This window comes from Microbispora sp. H11081, assembly GCF_012999535.1.
In the GTDB taxonomy this organism is placed as follows: domain Bacteria; phylum Actinomycetota; class Actinomycetes; order Streptosporangiales; family Streptosporangiaceae; genus Microbispora.
This window is the reverse complement of record NZ_JABBWV010000001.1, coordinates 1,169,166-1,187,740: the sequence shown is the minus strand read 5'-3', so window position 1 is coordinate 1,187,740 and position 18,575 is coordinate 1,169,166. Positions and strand designations below refer to the sequence as shown.

16 protein-coding genes are annotated in these 18,575 nt (G+C 71.7%); 9 read left to right on the top strand and 7 right to left on the bottom strand.

Annotated elements, in window-relative coordinates; all coding sequences use genetic code 11:
- Positions 1-8 precede the first annotated feature (8 nt).
- The 5 genes from HHX31_RS05090 to HHX31_RS05070 are packed head-to-tail and all read left to right on the top strand — an operon-like array spanning position 9 to position 3,775.
- Positions 9-536 (top strand): toxin-antitoxin system HicB family antitoxin, encoded by a 528-nt coding sequence (locus HHX31_RS05090; RefSeq protein WP_169945406.1) that lies wholly within the window; start codon positions 9-11, stop codon positions 534-536.
- Positions 536-1,465, top strand: coding sequence for a DUF4097 family beta strand repeat-containing protein (locus HHX31_RS05085; RefSeq protein WP_169945405.1), 930 nt, complete (start codon positions 536-538; stop codon positions 1,463-1,465). Before HHX31_RS05090 ends, HHX31_RS05085 begins: the two co-directional genes overlap by 1 nt.
- A gap of 17 nt (positions 1,466-1,482) precedes the next feature.
- On the top strand, positions 1,483-2,460 hold the full coding sequence (locus HHX31_RS05080; RefSeq protein ID WP_169945403.1) for an ATP-binding cassette domain-containing protein: 978 nt from the start codon (positions 1,483-1,485) through the stop codon (positions 2,458-2,460).
- Positions 2,457-3,260 (top strand): ABC transporter permease, encoded by an 804-nt coding sequence (locus tag HHX31_RS05075; RefSeq protein WP_169945401.1) that lies wholly within the window; start codon positions 2,457-2,459, stop codon positions 3,258-3,260. Before HHX31_RS05080 ends, HHX31_RS05075 begins: the two co-directional genes overlap by 4 nt.
- Entirely contained in the window at positions 3,257-3,775 is a 519-nt protein-coding gene (locus HHX31_RS05070; RefSeq protein WP_169945399.1) for a DUF1707 domain-containing protein, read from the top strand. The genes HHX31_RS05075 and HHX31_RS05070 overlap by 4 nt, the downstream gene beginning before the upstream one ends.
- A gap of 111 nt (positions 3,776-3,886) precedes the next feature.
- Here HHX31_RS05070 and HHX31_RS05065 read toward each other — a convergent pair whose 3' ends face one another.
- The 3 genes from HHX31_RS05065 to HHX31_RS05055 all read right to left on the bottom strand — a co-directional run bounded on the left by HHX31_RS05065 (position 3,887) and on the right by HHX31_RS05055 (position 7,665).
- Positions 3,887-4,498 (bottom strand): CGNR zinc finger domain-containing protein, encoded by a 612-nt coding sequence (locus HHX31_RS05065; RefSeq protein WP_169945397.1) that lies wholly within the window; start codon positions 4,496-4,498, stop codon positions 3,887-3,889.
- A 165-nt stretch (positions 4,499-4,663) separates the two neighbouring features.
- Positions 4,664-5,653: a zinc-binding dehydrogenase gene (locus tag HHX31_RS05060; RefSeq protein ID WP_169945395.1), complete on the bottom strand. Its 990-nt coding sequence runs from the start codon at positions 5,651-5,653 to the stop codon at positions 4,664-4,666.
- Between the two features lie 98 nt (positions 5,654-5,751).
- Positions 5,752-7,665, bottom strand: coding sequence for an amino acid transporter (locus HHX31_RS05055; protein ID WP_396710022.1), 1,914 nt, complete (start codon positions 7,663-7,665; stop codon positions 5,752-5,754).
- 363 nt (positions 7,666-8,028) lie between these two features.
- Between HHX31_RS05055 and HHX31_RS35530 the strand changes: the two genes are divergently transcribed.
- From HHX31_RS35530 to HHX31_RS05040, 3 genes are read left to right on the top strand one after another with little or no spacing between them, the layout of a single operon-like run.
- Positions 8,029-8,496, top strand: a complete 468-nt coding sequence (locus HHX31_RS35530; RefSeq protein WP_169945391.1) for an Lrp/AsnC family transcriptional regulator — start codon at positions 8,029-8,031, stop codon at positions 8,494-8,496.
- Positions 8,493-9,821, top strand: a complete 1,329-nt coding sequence (gene lysA / locus HHX31_RS05045) for a diaminopimelate decarboxylase (protein WP_169945388.1) — start codon at positions 8,493-8,495, stop codon at positions 9,819-9,821. Before HHX31_RS35530 ends, lysA begins: the two co-directional genes overlap by 4 nt.
- Positions 9,822-9,838: 17 nt before the next feature.
- Positions 9,839-10,342, top strand: coding sequence for a hypothetical protein (locus tag HHX31_RS05040; protein ID WP_169945386.1), 504 nt, complete (start codon positions 9,839-9,841; stop codon positions 10,340-10,342).
- Positions 10,343-10,491: 149 nt separating this feature from the next.
- On the opposite strand, the gene purU is transcribed toward HHX31_RS05040, so the two are convergent.
- From purU to HHX31_RS05020, 4 genes are all read right to left on the bottom strand, one after another.
- Positions 10,492-11,355, bottom strand: coding sequence for a formyltetrahydrofolate deformylase (gene purU, locus HHX31_RS05035; RefSeq protein WP_169945384.1), 864 nt, complete (start codon positions 11,353-11,355; stop codon positions 10,492-10,494).
- A gap of 35 nt (positions 11,356-11,390) precedes the next feature.
- Positions 11,391-13,844, bottom strand: a complete 2,454-nt coding sequence (locus HHX31_RS05030; protein ID WP_169945382.1) for an FAD-dependent oxidoreductase — start codon at positions 13,842-13,844, stop codon at positions 11,391-11,393.
- Positions 13,845-14,017: 173 nt separating this feature from the next.
- Positions 14,018-15,127: an ABC transporter ATP-binding protein gene (locus HHX31_RS05025; protein WP_169945380.1), complete on the bottom strand. Its 1,110-nt coding sequence runs from the start codon at positions 15,125-15,127 to the stop codon at positions 14,018-14,020.
- Positions 15,127-16,146: an ABC transporter ATP-binding protein gene (locus HHX31_RS05020; protein WP_169945378.1), complete on the bottom strand. Its 1,020-nt coding sequence runs from the start codon at positions 16,144-16,146 to the stop codon at positions 15,127-15,129. The genes HHX31_RS05025 and HHX31_RS05020 overlap by 1 nt, the downstream gene beginning before the upstream one ends.
- A gap of 215 nt (positions 16,147-16,361) precedes the next feature.
- Between HHX31_RS05020 and HHX31_RS05015 the strand changes: the two genes are divergently transcribed.
- Positions 16,362-18,482, top strand: coding sequence for an acetate--CoA ligase family protein (locus HHX31_RS05015; protein ID WP_169945376.1), 2,121 nt, complete (start codon positions 16,362-16,364; stop codon positions 18,480-18,482).
- Positions 18,483-18,575: the final 93 nt, after the last annotated feature.

The window sequence follows — 18,575 nt, the reverse complement described above, 5'->3', positions numbered from 1 at the left end:
ATGGCGTCATGGACCTTGCGCCTCATGTCGACCAACTCCGGCGCGAACTCGCGATGGTCGCCGCGGTGGGCGGCGAGGAAGCCCGCGCACTCGCCGAGCGCCTCGCCGCGACACTCGAATCGGCCACCCGGCTCGCGCTGCTCGAAGCACTGGCGGCCGCCGCCGACGAGATCACCCAGGACCTCGCCCCCGGCTCCGTCGAGGTGCGGCTGCGCGGGCGTGACCCCGGTTTCGTCGTGACCCCCCCGCCGCAGAGCGTGCGCTCCCTGCCCGAGCAGGGCGAGAGCGGGCAGAGCGAGACACCGCACGTCCCGCCGCCGCCCGAGACCGACGACGGCGGGACGTCCCGGATCTCGCTCCGGGTCCCCGACCACCTCAAGCCGCGCATCGAGGAGGCGGCGGCGCGTGAGGGGCTGTCGGTCAACGCCTGGCTGGTCCGCGCCGTCAGCGTCGCGCTCGACCCCGGCTCCGGACGCCGCTCCGGCCGCCGCCCGGAGCCGGAGACCGGCAACCGCTACCGCGGCTGGGTGCGCTGATGACCGGCGGCAGGCAGGCCGGAGCCCGGACCTTCGACACACCGCGCCCGATCCTCGCCGTACTCGACGTGGCGACCGCCGCCGTCCGGGTCAACGCGAGCGACCGCGCCGACACCGTCGTCGACATCCGTCCGAGCGACGAGTCCAACGACGCCGACGTCCAGGCCGCCCGGCACATCCAGGTGGACTACGCCGACGGCAGGCTCCTGGTGCGTACGGCCAAGGAGCAGGCGGCCACCGCATCCGGCTGGGGCCTTTCACTCGGCAAGCTCGTCGAGTCGCCCTCCAACTGGGCGCGTTCGCTGCTGCTCGGCCGGGGTTCGGCCGAGGTGACGATCGACCTGCCCGCCGGCTCCCACCTCGACGCCACGACGGCGGGGGTCGTCCTGTGCCGGGGAACGCTCGGCGAGGTGACGGCCGCCACCTCCTACGGCGACATCCGGATCGAGCAGGCCGCCCGGCTCCGGGTGCGGAGCACCCACGGCGACATCTCGGTCATCCGCGTTTCCGGGCACGCCGAGGTCACCACGACCCACGGCGGCATCCACATCGGCGAGGTCGACGGCACCGCCGTGGTGAAGACCTCCCACGGCTCCGTCCGCATCCGCGAGGTGACCGGCGAACTGCGGCTGAGCAGCGCCCACGGCGACCTCGCCGTCGACCGCGCCCTGGCCGGCGTCGCCGCGAAGACCGCGTACGCCGGCCTGCGGATCGGCGAGGCGGTGTCCGGCTCGATCGTCATGGAGACGACCGGCGGCGGCCTGGACCTCGGGATCAGGGAGGGCACCGCCGCCTGGCTCGACGTGAGCTCCACCTACGGCGTCGTGGACGTCTCGCTCGATCCCGGCGACGACCCCGGCCGTGCGGACCGCGTCGTCGAGGTGCGGACCCACACCACCTACGGCGACGTCGTCATCCACCGCGCCTGACACCTAAGGAGGTTCCCATGCCGGACGCGATCGTGGCCGAGGGCCTGGTCAAGAGATACGGCGAAGTGGCCGCCCTCGACGGGATGGAGCTGACCGTCCCCGAGGGCACCGTGCTCGGCCTGCTCGGCCCGAACGGAGCGGGAAAGACCACGACGGTGCGCATCCTCACCACACTGCTCGAACCGGACGCGGGCCGCGCGACGGTGGCAGGGTTCGACGTCGTCCGTGACGCCCGCCGATTACGGGCCCGCATCGGCGCCTCCGGCCAGTACGCCGCCGTCGACGACCACCTCACCGGCGCGGAGAACCTGGAGATGGTCGGCCGCCTCTACCACCTGGGCGTCAGGCGCGCCAGGCAGCGCGCCCGCGAACTGCTGGAGCGCTTCGACCTGACCGGCGCGGCCGACCGGCCCGTGCGGGGCTACTCGGGCGGCATGCGCCGCCGGCTCGACCTGGCCGGCGCGCTGGTCGCCTCCCCGCCCGTGCTGTTCCTCGACGAGCCCACCACCGGCCTCGACCCGCGGGCCAGGGCGGCCCTGTGGGACGTCATCGCCGAACTCGTCGCGGACGGCACGACGGTGCTGCTCACCACCCAGTACATGGAGGAGGCCGACCGGCTCGCCGACCGTGTCGCGGTGGTCGACCACGGACGCGTGATCGCTGTGGGCACCGCCGACCAGCTCAAGGACCAGGTCGGCGGCGACCGGATCGAGCTGTCCGTGACGAGCGCGGCCGACCTGGAGACCGCCAGGCGGACGCTGGCGCCGCTGGCCGTCGGCGACATGCGGACCGACACCGCCGCCCTACGGGTGACGGTCCCGGTCACCGGCGGCGCCGCCGTGCTGACCGGCGCGCTCGGGCGGCTGGCCACCGAGCGGATCACCGTGCGCGACGCCGGGCTGCGCCGCCCGACCCTGGACGACGTGTTCCTGACCCTCACGGGACACGAACCCACCGGCAGGACCACGGACAAGGCGAGGGAGACCGTCCGATGAGCACCCTCCGCATGGCCGTCGCCGACGGCGTGACGATCACCAAGCGCAACGCACTGAAGATCCGCCGAGCGCCCGACCTGCTTGGTGGCGTGGTCATGCTGCCGATCGTGTTCGTGCTGCTGTTCACCTACGTCTTCGGCAGCATGATCACGCTGCCCGGGATGTCGTACGCGGAGTACATGCTCCCCGGCATCTTCGTCATGACGATCACGACGAGTGCGCAGATCACCGGCTACACCCTCACCCAGGACCTGCAGAAGGGCGTCTTCGACCGGTTCCGCACCCTGCCGATGTCGCCCTCGGCGGTGCTGACCGGCCAGACCCTCAGCGACCTGATCATGAACGTGACCAGCATCGCCACGATGACGCTGGTGGGGCTGCTCGTCGGCTGGCGCATCCACACCTCGCCGCTCGACGCCCTCCTTGGCTTCCTGATGCTGCTGCTGTTCGCGTACGCCTTCTCCTGGGTGACGGCCACGGTCGCGCTGACCCTGCGCACGCCCGAGGTCTTCAACAACATCGCCACCCTCGTGTCGCTCCCGCTGGTCTTCCTGTCCAACGCCTTCGTCGACAGCACGCGGCTGCCCGGGCCGCTGCAGCCGATCGCCGAGTGGAACCCGGTCTCCACGCTCGTCCAGGCCGCGCGCGAGCTGTTCGGCAACACCACGCCTGCTCTTCCCGCGCCGGCAGCCTGGCCGCTGCGGCACGCGGTGCCTGTGTCGCTGCTGTGGTCGGTCCTGCTCCTGGTCGTGTTCGTGCCGCTGGCCACGCGGCTGTACCAGAGAGCCGTCAGCCGATGAGCGGCGCGACGGGACGCCTCCCTGACGGGGAGCGTGACAGGGTGGTGGAGCTGGTCCAGCAGGCGTACGCCGACGGCCGGCTCGGCCAGGACGAGCTGGAGCGGCGGCTCGGGCTGGCGCTCACCGCCGCGTCCCGCCACGAACTGGCCACGGTCGTCGCCGACCTGCCGGACGACGTGGTCGATCTCGTATCCACCGGCGGGCGCATCACGCGCAAGGGCGACTGGGAGGTCCCGCGCCGGCTGCGCGTCGAGTCCGAGTACGGCAGCGTGCGGCTCGACCTGTCCGAGGCCCACGTCCCGTACGCGGTGATCGACGTCGAGCTCTGGCTCAAGTACGGCGGCGCGACGTTCATCCTGCCCGCCGGCGCGAGCGCGAACGCCGACGGCGTGCACACGCAGTGGGGCAGGGTGACGAGCAAGGTGCCCGGCCGGCGACGTCCCGGCGCGCTGCACGTCCGGATCACCGGCGAGCTCCCCTACGGCAGCGTCACCATCCGCCCCGCGCGAAGATGACACGGCATGACGACACGGCATGACGACACGGCATGATGAACACCGCGTGGCAGGGCCTGCCGCGCCGTGCCCAGTGCTCCAGTGCTCCAGTGCGGTTCTGTGTCGCGTGGGTCACTCGCCGGAGGCGGCCTGTTCCCGCTTGCGGGCGCGGTGGGCGCGCAGGTTCGCGGCGTTTCCGCAGAACCGCACGTCGTGCCAGACGCCGCTGTTGTTGCGTGAACGGTCGTAGAACGCACACTGGCAGCGCTCGTTGCGGCATATCTTCAGTCGCCGCCGCTGGTCGGTCTGCTGGGCCTGGAGGCATTCGATCAGCACGAGCGATGCGACCCTCCGCCATCCGGTGCCCGAAGGTTCCGCGACGACGGTGCCACGCTCGTCGACCCGCATCGAGACGGACAGTGCCGGAAGGGCGGCCGGCACCTGCGCGGACACGGCCTCGGCGCCGGCGCTCTGCTCGGCGAAAAGCCTGCGGAGAGCCCATCTCAGATCCCGCAGCGCCTCGCGGTCACGATCGGTGAAGTCCACATCGGGAGCGGGCCGGCCGGAAGCCGCGCTCCACCGGGCGAGCGCCTCGCTCAGCCACGTCTGCGCGGTGGTGGGGTCGTCGAGCCAGTCGGCATGGCGCGGCCGGCCGGCGGGCGAGGTGTTGAGCAGGTCCTGGACGAACGCGAGACCGCCGGGAGCGGGTTCCAAGCCGTAGCGCTCCGTGGCCGGCCACGTCATCGCGTTGTCCTTTCTCCGGGGACGCGACATCCCCTGGCGTCGCGTAGCACCGACACGGTGTGTCCGCGGATCCTAACGGACATGTCCGCACAGCCGACGTGCCCATCAGGTCCTCCATTGGCGCTGGGGCATACGCCCCGTGTCACCCTGGTGCGGCGCGCCGGGTCACAGCGCGAGCAGGACGCGGCCGAAGGGCCCGCCCTCGGCCAGGAGGCGCTGCGCCTCGGCGGCCTTCTCCAGCGGGAGGACCTGCGCCACCGTCGGGTGGAGCTCACCCCGCGCAACCAGGTCGAGCAGGGCCGCGTTGGCGGCGTTGACCTGCTCGGGGGTGAACAAGGCGAACCTGAATCCGTGGATGTGGGCGTTCTTCCATATCAGGTCGGTCACGTTGATCTCGGCACGCATTCCAGCCGCGTAACCGATGCTGACGAGGGTGCCGTCCACGGCCAGCGAGCCGAGCGCCTCCCCGGTGACGGAGCCCCCGACGCCGTCCAGCACGACATCCACGCCCTTGCCGCCGGTCAGCCGCGCGACCCCTTCACGCAGCGACTCGTGCGTGAGGTCGATGACCTCATACCCCGCGGCCCGGCCCTGCTCCGCCTTCTCGGTGGTGGTGGCCGTGGTGATGGCCTGCGACGCGCCCAGGACACGGGCGACCTCCACGCCGCCCTGACCGACCGCACCGCCGACGCCCGGCGCCAGCACGCTCCGGCCGCCGCGGAAGCCCGCCAACTCGGTCAGCGCCAGGTAGGCGGTCAGGTAACCGGCGCCGGTGGTCAGCGCGGCGGCGGTCTCGTCGTCGACGCCGTCCGGGATCGGCACCAGATGGGCCGCGTCGACCGCGATGTAGTCGGCCCACGAGCCGTCGGCGCTCACCCCGTACCGTCCTCCGCTGAGCACCACACGGTCACCTGCGGCCAGTCCCGAGGCGCCGGGCTCCTCGACCCGCCCCACGCCGAAGCCACCCGGCCGGATCGGCAGCGGCTTGTGCAGGGCGGGTGCGAGTTTTCCCGAACGCACCGTCTCGTCCAGTGGGTTGACCCCGGCCACCGACATCCTGACGAGCACCTGCCCCTCGGTGGGCACCGGCAGGCGCCTCTCCCGCAACTCCAGCACGTCATAGCCGCCGAACCGGTCGTACTCGATCGCGCGCATGGCTCGCTCCTCACCTCGGCCCCGCCGATCGGCCGGACGACCGATGGCTCATGATATGAAAGAAGCGTAACCAGTTTGCCTATGTCTGTCTATTTCGGCTAGCCGACGTGGACGTGGGGCCTGCGCTCGAGGTCCGGCTCCGCCTTGCGCAGCACCTCGCGGGTGAGCGGGGGCACGTCGCCGCCGCCGAAGACCAGGTAGCGCAGCATGGCGAGCACCGGGTTCCCCTCGGCCCAATGGAAGTAGATGTGCGGCACCGCACCGGTGCGGTCGCGGAGGTGGAGCAGGAGCGCGGCCAGCGAGTTCGGCACAGCCGAGCTCTCGATGCGCAGGATCCTGTGCCCGTAGCGCTCCTCGCCCCTGACCCGCAGCTCCGTCTCGAACTCCGAGGCGTCCGGCACGGTCACCTCGACGAACATCACCGGCTCGTCGCTGCGCAGCCGATGGTTGATCCACTGCTCGCGGAGCTTGTCGTTGTACTCGCCCTGGTCCCGCTGGTGCGGCTCGTTGGCGATGAGGTGGATCAGGCCGCCCGCCTCGTTCACCCACTGCTCGGCCAGCGGGTCGAGGCCGACCTCGGTGACCCGCAACTCCGTGGACCGGGTGGCCCGTGAGATCACCGAGGTGACCACGATCGCGGCGATGAAGAAGGAGGCGATCTTCACGCCGTCCGGCCGCTCGACCACGTTGTCGACCAGCGTGCAGGCGAGGACCGCCGCGATCACGCCGAAGCCGGCCGCGGCGACCGTCTGGCCCTTCCTGAACGCCGACAGCGTCACCGCGACCGCCGCCGACAGCATCAGCACCAGCACCCCTGTGGCGTAGGCGCCGCCCTGGGCGTCCACGTCCGCTCCGAAGATGATCGTGATGGCGAACGCGATCCCCGAGAAGACGAGCACCAGGGGCCGCACCGCGCCGGTCCACTCGGGCGCCATGCCGTACCGGGGAAGGTAGCGCGGGACCAGGTTGATCAGGCCGGCCATCGCCGATGCGCCCGCGAACCACAGGATCGCGATCGTGGAGATGTCGTACACGCTGCCGAACCACTCGCCGAGGAACCCGTGCGCCAGATAGGCCAGCGCGCGGCCGCTCGCCCGGCCGCCCTCCTCGAACTCCGCGTGCGGGATCAGCATGGTCGTAACGAGGCTGGAGAAGATCAGGAACACGCTCATGACGAGCGCGGCGACGGTCAGCAGCCGCTTGGTCCCCTTGATCCGCTGCCGTACGTCGCCCCTGACGACCGGCATCACCGCGACGCCGGTCTCGAACCCCGACATGCCCAGCGCGAGCTTCGGCATGACGAGCAGCGACAGGCCGATCATCGCCAGTGGGCTGCTGTAGCCGGCGTCCAGCGCGTGCGTCCAGTCGACGACCACGTGCGGCGCCTGGAGCACGTGCGCGATCGAACTGACCACGACCACGGCGTTCAGCCCGAGATAGACGAGGACGAGGATCACCGCGATGCCGATCGCCTCGGTGAAGCCCATCAGGAACACCCCGCCGAGCAGGGCCAGCAGGAACAGCGTGACCGGCACCCGCTGCCCCGCGAGCCAGTGCGGCGCGAACGGGTTCTCCAGGAGGTGGGCGGTGGCGTCGGCCGCCGACAGGGTCATGGTGATGACGAAATCGGTGGCCGCGAAACCCAGCAGGGCCAGGACGAACAGCTTGCCCCACCACTGCGGCGCCAGCTTCTCCAGCATCGCGATCGAACCCTGGCCGTACGGGCTCTCCGCGGCCACCCGGCGGTAGACCGGCAGCGCGCCCAGCAGCGTGAGCGCGACCAGGAACACCGTGGCGAGCGGAGACAGGAACCCGGCCGCGAGCGCGGCGATCCCCGGCTGGTAGCCGAGCGTGGAGAAGTAGTCCACACCGGTCAGGCACATCACCCGCCACCACGGGTGCTTCGCGTGCGGACCGTGCTCGATCGCCTCGCGATCGGTCTGCAGACCTTCCAGCAGCCAGGTGCGCACCGGACCCGCCGGCGTGGCGACAGAACGCCCCAACCCGGCCACCTCCCGCATCAAGAACACGTAAATGGACGCATGCACACTACTGGCGGAATCGCCGCGGACACCGAGGTCAGGGCGTCAAGAAGGCGTCAAGAGCGGAAGTCGTCCGATCACGCTGCGCGACGACGGTGACGGGGGTCCGGCGAAGGGCTGACGGCGGCCGAGGGCGGGCCGCCGCGCCGGGACGGGCGGCGGAGACGGCCCCGCGGGGCGGATGTCAATCGGGCGTCAGATTCGGCGGGCCCGCCGTAGGGATCGCGTCAGGATCCTCCGTCCGGAGGCCGGGCCGTGCATAGCGTGTCGTGTGTCCAAGTTTCGGGTTGTCCGCCCGTTCAGCGCGCGGAGCCGTGCGGGAGGCGGTGTGCGGTGAGATCCCTCGACGACGTCGACCGGTCGCTGCTCCAGGCACTGGCGCGGGACGGACGCGCTCCGGTGCGCACCCTCGCCCGCGACCTCGCGCTCGGCGACAGCACGGTCTCCGTCCGGCTGCGCAGGCTGCGCGACAGCGGCGCACTGGCCGCCGTCCGCGTCGAGGTCGACCCGGCGGCGTTCGGCCGTCCGATTCAGGCCGTCGTACGCGTGCGGCTGCGCGCCGGCGTGACCTGCGCGACGTACGAGCGGCGGCTGCGCGAGATGCCCGCGGTGCTGGGCGCGCTCGTCCTGCTCGGCGACGCCGACATCGAGGTGCGGGTGGCCTGCCGGAGCATGCACGACCTCGAACGGGCGGTGGCGACGCTCCGCGACGCGGGCGCGGAAACCACCTGCACTCAGATCGTGACCCGTACGGTCACCGGACTCGGCCAGGCGCTCCTGGCGGAGAAGAGAACGAAATGAGCCTCCTCGTCACACCAGCGCGTTCGATGGAGACCGCCGACGGCCCCTGGCCGGCCACCGCCCGTTTCCGGCCCGACGGGAGCGCGTCGGTCGGCGGCGTCGACCTGACGCAGGTGGCCGCGCGCTTCGGCACCCCGGCGTACGTCATGGACGAGACGGACGTGCGCCTGCGCTGCCGCGCCTACCGCGCCGCACTGCCCCGCGCCGAGATCGCCTACGCCGCCAAGGCCTTCTGGTGCCGCGCCATGGCCGCCTGGGTCCGGTCCGAGGGGCTCTCCCTCGACGTGTGCTCGGCCGGCGAGCTGGCCGTGGCGAGGGCCGCGGGCTTCCCCGCGGACCGGATCATCCTCCACGGCAACGCCAAGACCCCCATGGAGCTGCGTGCCGCGGTGGACGAGCGTGTCGGCCGCATCGTCGTCGACGACCTCGCCGAGATCAACCGGCTCGCCGCGCTCGTCCCCGCCGGTATGCGGCAGAAGGTGCTGGTGCGGGTGATTCCCGACATCGCGGCCGGGGCGCACGCCGCCATCCGCACGGGCGGCGAGGACCACAAGTTCGGCCTGTCCATCGCGGCGGGCGCGGCGCGGGAGGCGGTGAACCGGATCCTGCGCCAGCCGCGCCTGGAACTGGTCGGCCTGCACTGCCACCTGGGCTCCCAGATCGCCGACGCCGAGCCGTACGAGCGGAGCGCCCGCGTCCTGGTGGAACAGCTCGCGCGGATCCGCGACGCGCACGGAGTGACGCTGCCCCAGCTCGACCTCGGCGGCGGCCACGCGATCGCGTACACGAGAGGGCAGGCCGGGCTCGCTCCCGCCCGGCTCTCCGCGCTGGCCGCGACCGTCGAGCGGCGCTGCGCCGGGTTCGGCCTGCCCGCGCCGCGGCTGACCGTCGAACCCGGACGGGCCGTCGCCGGGCCCGCCGGTGTGACGCTGTATCGGGTGATCACCGTCAAGAAGGGGTTGCGCCGGACGTACGTCGCCGTCGACGGCGGCATGAGCGACAACCCCAGGCCCGCGATGTACGGCTCACGGTACGAGATGCGCATGATCGGGCGGCCTGCGCACGCGGGCGAGCGCGACTTCACCGTGGTCGGCCACCACTGCGAAAGCGGGGACACGCTCGCCGAGGCCGTCGCGCTCCCCAGCGACATCCACCCGGGGGACGTGCTCGCCGTCGCCGCCACCGGCGCCTACAACCACGCGATGGCCTCCACCTACAACATGACCGGGCGTCCGCCGGTCGTCGCCGTCAGCCGGGGCAAGGCACGGCTCGTCGTACGCCGCGAGGGCCTCGACGACCTGCTGCGCCGCGACGTCGGCCTCTGAGCGGCGCGGGCGACACCGTGCACGCCTCGCCGGCCGTACGCGTCGTGACGGCCGCGCTGCTCCTGATCGTCGGCTGCGCCACCAGCGCGAGCGTCAGCGCGCTGATGACGCGCGGCGCGGACGCCTACGCCGACGGCCACCGGCCGGTGACCGCCCGGGTCGTACGGGTGCTCCGGATCCCCGTCGCCGCGGGCCGGTCCGCTCCGTTGCCCGCCGGCGTGGTGGAGGTCGTCTGGACCGGCAGGGACGGCCGCCCGCACACGGGCAGACAGGTGACGACCTCGGGGCACCGGCCCGGAGACCGGCTGGACATCTGGGTCGACGCCGGGGAGGAACCGGCCCCTGGCCCCTCGTCGCCCGTACTGGTCGTCGTGGTCGCCCTGCTCGCGGGACCGGCCGCGGCCGGCGGTCTGTGGGCCGCCGGCCACCTCGCGCGGTCGGGACGCCGCGCGTGGACCGCGCGGCGTGCCGCGGCCGGGCTGGAGGGCGAATGGCGGACCATCGCGGCGAGCGGGCGCTGAGCCCTGCCGCGCACCCCGGAAGAGCCCGACGAGTGATCGACAGGGGATGCTAGCGTCCGGCACATGACCGTTCGCCGCTCCGTCCCGCGAAGGCCCGTGGCGGAGCGGGTGCTCCGGCCTCGGGCCTCCGCGAAGGCCGGCGTCCGGGATCAGGCGAAGACCACCGTGCGGTGGCCGTTGAGCAGCACCCGCCGCTGCACGTGCCAGAGCACCGCGCGGGCCAGCGTGCGGCACTCGACGTCCCGGCCGAGCGCCACCAGGTCCGGCACGGCCGTGGAGTGGTCCACGCGCACGACGTCCTGCTCGATGATCGGGCCCTCGTCGAGGTCGGACGTCACGTAGTGCGCCGTCGCGCCGATCAGCTTCACCCCGCGCTCGTGCGCCTGGCCGTACGGGTTGGCGCCCTTGAAGCTCGGCAGGAACGAGTGGTGGATGTTGATCGCCTTGCCGTCCAGGGCCTTGCACAGATCCTCCGACAGGATCTGCATGTAGCGGGCGAGCACCACCAGGTCGATCCGGTGCTCATCGACCAGTTCGAGGAGCCGCCGCTCCGCGGCCGGTTTGGTCTCCTTCGTCACCGGCACGTGGTGGAACGGGATCCCGTGCCACTCGGCCAGCGGCGCGAGGTCCGGATGGTTCGACACGATCGCCGGGATGTCGACGGGGAGCTGCCCCGACCGCCGCCGGTAGAGCAGGTCGTTGAGGCAGTGGTCGAACTTGGACACCATCAGCAGCAGCCGTGGCCGGACGCTGAGATCGTGCAGCTCGTACTGCATCCTGAACGTGTCGGCCACGGAGGCGAAGTCCGCCCGCAGGCCGTCGACCGGCGGGGTGGCCTGTCCCGCGCGCAGGTGGACGCGCATGAAGAACAGACCGGAGTGAGGGTCGCCGAACTGGTGGCTCTCGATGATGTCGCAGTCTCTGTCGAAGAAGAAGTCCGCGACGGCGCGCACGATGCCAGGCCGGTCCGTGCACGACAGCGTGATGACGATGGACCTTGAGCCGGTTTCCACGTGTGTCTCTTCCTACTCGTTCCTTCGGCCGGGGGTCACGCCTTCAGCCGCGAGCCGGACGGGTCGAACGGGGCGCGCAGGCTCGCCGCCGCGTCCACGAGCCGGCCGGCGACGTCGAGCTGGTAGGTGCCGGAGTTGATGTAGTCCGCGTCGACCAGGTCGAGGGGACGCTCGATGTACGCCATCGCGACGCCCTTCCCGAGGGTCGGTCCGTACGTCCCTGAGCTGACGAAGCCGGCGGGCTCGCCGTCGCGGAGGACGAGCTCGCCTCCCCAGAGGGCGACGTCGCGGTCGTCCACGACTAGGGAGACGAGCCTGCGGTTCACCCCCGACTGCTTCTGCTTCTCGACCGCCTCACGGCCGCGGAACGGGATGTTCGTGCCGAGCTTGCAGGCGAACGAGGTGCCCGCCTCGACCGGGGTGCGGTCGGGGGTGAGCTCACGGCCCCACGCCCGGTAGCCCTTCTCGACGCGCATCGCGTCGATGGCGTAGTGGCCGGCGAGCACGAGGCCGAACTCGGCGCCCGCCTCGTTGAGGTACTCGAACCCGGTGACCGCGTACTCGGTGGGGATGTAGAGCTCCCAGCCCAGCTCGCCGACGTAGCTGACGCGGGTGGCGCGGCACGGCACCGGCCCGAGCTCGATCTCCTGGCTCGTGTAGAAGGGGAAGCGCTCGTTCGACAGATCCGTCTTGGTGAGCCTGCCGAGCAGGTCGCGCGACCTCGGTCCCATGATCCCGAAGACGGCGTACGACGAGGTCACGTCGACGATCTGGGTCCGGCAGCCCTCGGGGAGGTTCCTGGTGATGAAGTGGTGGTCGCGGGTGCTCTGCCCGGAGCCGGTCACGAGCAGGTACTCGTCCCGGGAGACGCGGGTGATCGTGACGTCGGACTCGTAGCCGCCGCGGTCGTTGAGCATGCCGGTGTAGACGGTCGCGCCGGGGGCGACGGCCACGTCCGCCGTGCAGAGGTACTGGAGCACCTCCTCGGCGTCCGGCCCCTTGATCAGGAACTTCGTGAAGGCCGTCTGGTCGAGCAGCGCGACCCTGTTCCTGGTGCCCTCGACCTCCGCGTCGACGTACGGGCGCCAGTTCTGGTGCCCGAAGGAGTACTCCACGACCTTGTCGACGCCCTCGGGGGCGTACCAGTTGGGCCGTTCCCAGCCCATCCTGCTGCCCATGACCGCGCCCGCGGCGTCGAGGAGGTGGTGGACGGGCGAGCGGCGCAGGGGGCGGCCGGTCTCCGGCTCGCGGTTCGGCCACGGGATGGCGTAGTGGAGGCCGAGGGTCTCCTTGGTCCTGTCCCTCAGCCACACCTCGTTGCCGTTGAACTTCGCGAAGCGCCGGACGTCGACGGGCCACAGGTCACGGGTCGGCTCGCCCTCGATGATCCACTCGGCCAGGGCCAGGCCCGCGCCGCCCGCCGAGGCGATGCCGGTGGAGTTGAACCCCGCGAGCACGTACATGTTGGGGATCTCGGGCGTCTCGCCCATGATGAAGTGGTTGTCCGGCGTGAAGCTCTCCGGGCCGTTGTAGAACTTCTTGATCCCCGTACGCTCCAGTGCGGGCACCCGGGTGATCGCGTTCTCCATGAGGATGGCGAACTGGTTCCAGTCCTCGTCGAGCAACTGGAAGACGAAGGGGTCGGGGATGTCGTAGGGGCCGACCCACGGCTTGGCGTCGGGCTCGAACCCGCCCATGACCAGGCCGCCGACCTCTTCCTTGAAGTAGATGTAGCCGTCCTGGTCGCGCATCACCGGGAGGTCCCGGGTGACGCCCTCCATCCATTCGGTGACGACGTAGAAGTGCTCGACCGAGTGCAGGGGGACGGTCGTCCCGGCCATCGCGCCGACCTGGGCGGCCCACTGGCCCGCGCAGTTCACCAGGATCTCGCACTCGATCGTGCCGGCCTCGGTGCGTACGCCGGTGACCCGGCCGTCGGCCACGTCGATGCCGATGACCTTGGTGTTCTCCAGGACCTTCGCGCCCCGCTTCCGCGCGCCGCGGGCGAGCGCCTGGGTCAGGTCGGTGGGGTTGGCCTTGCCGTCGCCGGGCAGCCAGACCGCGCCGACCAGGTCGTCGGTCCGCATCAGCGGCCACTTCTCCCCGGCCTCCGCGGCGCTGATCACCTGCGCCTCGACGCCGAACGCCTGGGCGGTGGCGGCGGTCCGCCGCAGCGAGGCCATCCGCTCGGGGGTGCGGGCGACCGACAGGCTGCCGGTGCGCATCCAGCCCGTGCCGAGGCCGGTCTCCTCCTCCAGTTCGGCGTACAGCTCGGTGGAGTACTTGATCAACTGCGTCATGGCGTCCGTCGCGCGGAGTTGGCCGACCAGGCCGGCCGCGTGCCAGGTGGTGCCGCACGAAAGGCTGCCCTGCTCCAGCAGGACGACGTCCGACAGGCCCAGTTTGGCCAGGTGGTAGGCGACGCTCGTGCCCACGATGCCGCCACCGATGATGACGACCCTGCTGCGAGCCGGCTGTTCTGCGTTCATGACTCCTCGGTTCACTGAGTGAATCTCTGGTTCATTCAATGGGTCGACTGCTGCTCGTGTCAATCCTTGGGACTCAGGTTGCCGCCGGGGCCACGAGAAAGCCCCGGGACAGGCGGGAACGCGCTCCGGCCCCACGGCCGGAGCGCGTCCTCGACGTGCTCCGTGCGAGACCGTCAGGCGGTGATCGCCGCGGTCTCCTCGTTCTCCAGCGGGAAATGGCACGCAGACCAGCGCGTGCCGGCCGCTCCGGGGGCGAGCGCGGGCTGCAGCCGGGCGCACGCTCCCGGCACCCGGCGGCCGTCCGCCAGCACCTCGACCTCGTCGTCGGGCAGCTTCTCCGCCAGCGCCGAGGCGTGGAAGCAGCGCTGGTGGAAGGCGCACCCCGGCGGCGGGTTGACGGGGTTGGGCGGATCGCCGGCGAGCTGGATCCGCTCGCGGACGCGCTCGACGTCCGGGTCGGGCACCGGCGCGGCCGACAGCAGCGAGGCCGTGTACGGGTGCCGCGGAGCGGTGTAGAGGTCGTGCTTGGACGCGATCTCGACGATCCGGCCCAGGTACATCACCATGACCCGGTCGCTCACATGCCGTACGACGGACAGGTCGTGGGAGATGAGGATGTAGCTGAGGCCGTACTCCTCGCGCAGGTCGCGCAGCAGCTTGAGCACCTGGGCCTGGATGGAGACGTCCAGGGCGGAGACGGGCTCGTCGAGCAGCAGGACCTGGGGGGTGACCGAGAGCGCCCGCGCGATGCCGATGCGCTGGCGCTGCCCTCCGGAGAACTGGTGCGGGAACAGCCGGGCCTGCCCGCGCTGCAGTCCCATCCGCTCCAGGGTCTCGTGCACGATCTCCAGCTTGCGCTCGCGGGAGAGGCCGGAGTTGGTCAGCGGTTCCCCGACGCTGGCGCCCACCTTCTGCCGCGGGTCCAGCGACGCGTACGGGTCCTGGAACACCACCTGGACCTTCTGGCGGAACGTGCGCAGGTGGCGGCCCTCAAGGCGGGTGACGTCCTCGCCGTCGAGGAACACCTTCCCGGAGGTGGGCTCGATCAGCCGCAGGATCATGCGGCTCAGCGTCGTCTTGCCGCACCCGGACTCGCCGACGAGGCCCAGAGTCTCACCACGGGCGAGGTCGAAGGAGACGTCGTCCACCGCTCTGACGACGGGCGAGGGACGGCCGAACCGCTTCCGCTGCCGGAAGTGCTTCGACAGGTTCTCGACCCGCAGGACTGCGTCCTGCCCCGCGACGAAGGGCGCGCCAGGGGCTTCGGCGGTCTCGGCGGCCATCACGTGCTCACCTCCTGCATGACCATCTCCTCGGCGTGATGGCAAGCGGTCAACTGGCTGGTCGGGCTGAGCGCACGCAACTGGGGAATCTGGACCGTGCAGTCCTCCCGGCCGTCGCGACGGTGGCAGCGCGGATGGAAGCCGCATCCCGGCGGGACCGCGAGAAGGTTCGGCGGCTGACCGGGGATCGGGTCGAGCTCCGCGACGCTGGCGTCCGGCCGGGGACTGGAACGCAGCAGCGCCTCGGTGTAGGGGTGGTTCGTGCTCTTGAGCACCTGGCGGACGCTGCCGTGCTCGACCACACGCCCGCCGTACATGACCGCGACGTCCTCGGCGTACCGGGCGACGACGCCGAGGTCGTGCGTGATGACCACGAGGGACATGCCGAGCTCCCTGCGGAGGCCGTCGAGCAGTTCCATGATCTGGGCCTGCACGGTGACGTCGAGCGCGGTGGTCGGCTCGTCGGCGACGAGCACCCGCGGCCGCAGCGCCACGCCCATCGCGATCATCACGCGCTGCCGCATGCCCCCGGACAGCTGGTGCGGGTAGTAGTCCACCCGCTCGCGGGGGTTCGGGAGGCCGACGAGCCCGAGGGTCTCGATCGCACGCTCCCTCGCCTGGCTCCGGGACGCGTTCTCGTGGTGGCGGACCACGTCGCCGATCTGCTCCCCCACCGTGAAGGAGGGGTTCAGACCGGCCAGCGAGTCCTGGAAGATCATCCCGATCGACTTCCCGCGGAGCCGTCGCATCTCCTTCGGGCTCGCGGTGGAGATCTCCCGCCCGAGGTAGGTGACCGATCCGGACTCGATCGACCCGCCGGCCGGCAGGAGGCCGAGCACCGACAGGAAGGTCATGCTCTTGCCCGACCCGGACTCGCCGACCACCGCGAGCGTACGCCCGGCACGGCACTGCAGGGACACGTCGTTGACGGGGTGAACGACACCCCGCAGGGTCTCGATCCGAGTACGCAGACTCCGGATATCGAGAAGGACGTCACCTTCGTCACTTTTGACGGTCATGGCACCTCCTGCACTTTTTGGTAGCCTCCGTCACTGTTTTGGTGGTTCACTTAGCAAACCGTTGGATCAAAGTAGCTTCTTCGTGCTACTGATACAAGGGCAGGTGCGTCGGCTCGCGATGACGATCCTGTGAAATCTCGCGAACCCCCCGTACTGGCGGAAGCTCCGTCACGGACCTGCGCCGAACTTCCCTCGACGACGACCGGACGGTGATCATGTCTGACCCTGTATTCCGTGACCTGCGACCGCTCCTGCGCCCGCGTTCCATCGCGGTCGTGGGCGCCTCCCCACGACGCAACCGGGGCACCCGGGTGATCGAGAACCTGCGCAGGTTCGGCTTCAGCGGAGAGATCCACGCCGTCAACCCCAAGTACGACGAGGTGCTCGGCGCTCCCTGCGTGCCCTCCGTCAGCGCGCTTCCCGACGGCGTGGACCTCGTCGTCGTCGCCGTCGGCGCCGACGCCGCCCTGACCGCCGTGCGCGACGCAGGCGAGCGTGGCGTGCGCGCGGTCGTGCTGATCGGCAGCGGATTCGGCGAGGGCAGCGCGGGATCCGAGCGCGCCGCCGAACTCCGCCGCCTGCTCGACCGGTACGACATGGTCGCCTGCGGCCCCAACTGCTACGGCACGGCCGACCTGTCGGAGGGGGCCGCCGCCTACTCCGGCCGGATCGTCGACCCCCTGCCCAAGGGGAACGTCGCGCTGGTCCTGCAGTCCGGCGCCCTGTCCCACGCGGTCACCGACTCGGCGATGGGCCGCGGCCTCGGGGCCTCCGCGCTGATCACGACCGGCAACGAGGTGTCGGCCACCGTCTCCGACTACGTCGCCTGGTACGCCGAGGACGAGTCGACCGACGTCATCGGGGTCTTCCTCGAAGGCCTGCGTGACGCCCCCAAGTTCGCGGAGGCGTGCCGCCGGGCCCGCGCGCGGGGCAAGGCGGTCGTCGTCGTCTCCGGCGGCAGGTCCGACCTCGGCCGCCAGGCGGCCATGGCGCACACCGGCGCCGTGTCCGGGGCCGCCGCCGCCCTCGACGGCCTGCTGGCCTCGGTCGGCGCGATCCGCGTCAACGACCTCGACGAGTTCCGCGAGACGGTCCTGCTGTTCTCGCACCTGCGCAGGACCGGCGTGGGCGAGACGGGCGTCGGAGTGCTGTCGATCTCGGGTGGCGCGAGCGGGCTCGTGGCCGACGCCGCCGAGACCTGCGGCCTGTCGCTGCCCGCGTTCGACCGGGACGCCACGGAGCGGCTGAGCGGCATCCTTCCCGACTTCGCCGGGGTCAACAACCCGCTGGACGTGACGGGCTCCGCCGTGGAGGACCCGTCGATCCTCCTGCGCTCCCTCCAGGTGACCGCAGAGCAGCCCGGCATCGGCATGGTGGTGTTCGCGATGAACGTCGGGCTCGCCGGTCCCGGGCAGGAGGAGCTCTACCGCGCGCAGGCGAAGATCCTGGCCGAGGTCGCCGCCGGCACCGAGACGCCGCTGGTGCTGCTGACCATGACCGCGGGCCCGCTCGACCCGGTCATCCAGGCCACGCTGGAGCAGGCCGGAGTGCCGGTCGTGATGGGGCTGCGCCCGGGCATCCTCGCGCTCAAGTCCTGGCTCGAGTGGCCGCGCTTCACCCTCACCGACCGGCCCGCCGTCGAGCCCGCGGGCAAGTGGCCCTCGCCGTACGCGGTCGCCTCCGGATCGGACGCGCTGGAGGCCCTGGAGGCCGCCGGGGTCCCGGTGGCGCCCTTCGGCGTCGCCTCGGGCGTGGACGAGGTGGCCGCCGTGGTCGAGCGCGTCGGCCTCCCGGTGGTGCTCAAGGTCGAGTCCCCGGACATCGCGCACAAGACGGAGGTCGGGGGCGTCCGGCTGGGCCTCGCCACCGCCGAGGAGGCCGAGGCCGCCGCCGCCGCGATGCTCGAATCCGTACGCGGCCACGCGCCGGACGCCCGGATCACCGGCATCCTCGTCCAGCGGATGGTGCGGGGCGAGGCCCTCGAATGCCTGATGGGCGTCGTCGACGACCCGCAGGTCGGGCTCGTCCTGTCCATCGCCCCAGGCGGCATCCTGGCCGAGCTGATGGGGCCCGCGCCCTCCCGTCCGGTCCCCCTCGCGGCAGCCGACGTGGAGGAACTGCTCGACGCCGGGGTGCTCGGCAGGCTCCTGGCCGGCTACCGGGGCGCACCGGCCCTCGACCGGGCCGCCCTGGTCGAGGTCGCCGTGCGGTTCTCCGCACTGGCGGCCTCGCTGCCCGGCCTGGCCGCGGCCGAGATGAACCCGCTGCTGGTCCTGCCGGAGGGACAGGGCGTCACCGCCGTCGACTGCCTGCTCATCAACGACCAGGCGGGCTGACGGGCGCGGCGCGGGCCCTGGCGACCGGGCCCGCGCCGAGCCCGCGGCATCGCGAAGAGCCTCGCTCCCCTCAGGGAGCGAGGCTCTTCCGGC